Origin of the sequence: Lentzea kristufekii (genome assembly GCF_033949925.1) — a bacterium.
GTDB lineage: Bacteria > Actinomycetota > Actinomycetes > Mycobacteriales > Pseudonocardiaceae > Lentzea > Lentzea kristufekii.
This window is the reverse complement of the sequence record NZ_JAXAVV010000068.1, coordinates 1-2,116: the sequence shown is the minus strand read 5'-3', so window position 1 is coordinate 2,116 and position 2,116 is coordinate 1. Positions and strand designations below refer to the sequence as shown.

The following is a 2,116-nucleotide window of genomic DNA, read 5'->3' as shown; positions in this document are numbered from 1 at the left end:
GGCACTCACCAGGGTCGTGAGCAGCGGGTTGTTGCTCGCGGCGACGGCGACCGGGTCAGCGGCCATGCCCGAAACCGAGCCGGCACCGGACGGGACCTGCTTGGCGTAGTCGGCACAGCCGGGGCCGACGAGGTCCTTGGCCGGGTCGGCCATCGCGGCCGAGGACTGGGTGGTCGCGGTGGGCGCGGCGCTGGAAGTGTTGCCGCTGCTGGCCATGTCACCCGAGCCGCACGCCGCGCCGAACAAGGCGAGCGAGACGGCGCCGACGGCCAGGACGGTGTTGCGGACGGTCATGTTCATGACGAGACATCTCCAAGAGTGTTCGGTCAGTTGCTACTCGTGATTCGCCACCACTGGACGAACGGATGGGTCTGGTTATCGACCCGTTACCAAACGCGCGCCCGCACAACGCTGTCCGATGTGGACGGTGTCGCTGAGCACGCCTAACCCGCCACCGAGGTGAACACCATCGAGTGCCAGCCGGTCGCGCCGTCCGGGATCGGGGCGGCGCGCTCGTTGGTCTGGGTGTAGCCCTTCCGGTCGGTGGCACGGCATTCCACGGTGTGGTTGCCCTCCTTCAGGTCCAGCTCGACGCGCCACATCCGCCACGTGTCGATGTTGACCTCCCTGCTCAGCGTCGCCTCCTGCCAGGGCCCTCCGTCGATCCGGACCTCGACGCGGTCGATGCCGGTGTGCTGGGCCCAGGCGATGCCCGCCGCGACGAACCGGCCCGCCGGCACCCTCTCGAAGGACTTCGGCCGGTCCACCCTCGACATCACCTTGACCGGGGCCTTCTTCCCCCAGCCGCGTTGCGCCCAGTACGCGTCGAACGCGTCGAAGGTGGTGAGTTCGGCGTCCACCAGCCACTTCGTCGCCGAGACGTAGCCGTAGAGGCCCGGCACGACCATGCGGACCGGGAAGCCGCGCTCGAGCGGCAACGGCTCGCCGTTCATCCCCAGCGCCAGCATCGCGTTCGAGCCCGGCGCCATGATGGAGTCGACCGGGGTGCCGCACGTCCAGCCGTCCACGCTGCGCGTCGCGAGCTGGTCGGCGCCGGGACGCACACCTGCTTCCCGCAGCAGGTCGGGCAGGGAGACACCGATGAAGTTCGACGTGGAGATGTACGGGCCGCCGACCTCGTTGGACACGCACACCAGCGTGATCGTCTTTTCCACCAGCGGACGCCGCAGCAGGTCGTCGTAGGTGAGCAGCATTTCGTTGTCCACCATGCCGTGCAGCCGCATGCGCCAGTCCTCGGCGCGCAGCCGAGGCACGGTGAGCGCGGTGTCGACGCGGTAGAACTTCGAGTTCGGCGTGATGAACTCCGGTGTGCCCTCACGAGCGAAGTCGGCGTCGAACGGGATCTCCGGCGCGGTCTCCCTGGGCCGCAACGTGATCGCACGCCGGGAGGCCTCGACGTCCACCCGGCCGGCGAGCAGCTGCCCACCGAGCGCGGAGACGCCGGCACCCACCGCGATCGCCGCGGTCGACAACAGGAACCTGCGCCGGTCCGGCACGACGGCGGGCGCCGCCTGGGACCACAGCCAGCGGAAAGCGGCGACACCGGCCACGAGGCTCGCCAGCGGGGCGAGCACCGCCCACCCGGACGTCGTCGGTCTGGCCAGCACCGCGGCGATGCCGAGGATGCCGAGCAGCCCGGCGAGGGCGGTGCCGGGCCACGGACTGCGGCGTGACAGCAGCCCCGCCACCACGCCGAGGCCCGCGAGCACGACCGCCATGCCGCCGAGCAGCACCAGCTTGTCGTTCTCACCGAACGTGCGGATCGCGAAGTCCTTGACCGGATGAGGCGTCAGGTCGATCGCGGTGTTGCCGACGGCGAGGAACGGCGAGGCCAGTGGACTCACCAGCCCCGCGACGAGATGCCCTGCCGCCAACGCCACGGCCACCGACAGCAGGCCGATGAGGACGGATCGTGTTGCCTTCACATCTGTTGTTCGGAACAGACCGTCGAGTGGATTGGCTCACGCACAAGGGTTCTATGAAATCTACAATGGACCAAAGCACAGCACTGGGCACTCACGTCCGAGACGTGAGTGCCCAGTTGCCACGCGAGTGATGTCAGGCAGGCAGCAGCACCGAGTCGATGAGGTAGACC

At 69.0% G+C, this 2,116-nt stretch carries 1 protein-coding gene and 1 pseudogene; both read right to left on the bottom strand.

Going from position 1 to position 2,116, the window contains the following annotated elements:
• A pseudogene (locus tag SK571_RS46030) lies at positions 1-300 on the bottom strand (fasciclin domain-containing protein); the annotation flags it as partial.
• 143 nt (positions 301-443) lie between these two features.
• The gene (locus SK571_RS46025; RefSeq protein ID WP_319990410.1) at positions 444-1,946 is read right to left on the bottom strand and encodes a molybdopterin-dependent oxidoreductase; all 1,503 of its coding nucleotides are present in this window, start codon (positions 1,944-1,946) and stop codon (positions 444-446) included.
• Positions 1,947-2,116 lie beyond the last annotated feature (170 nt).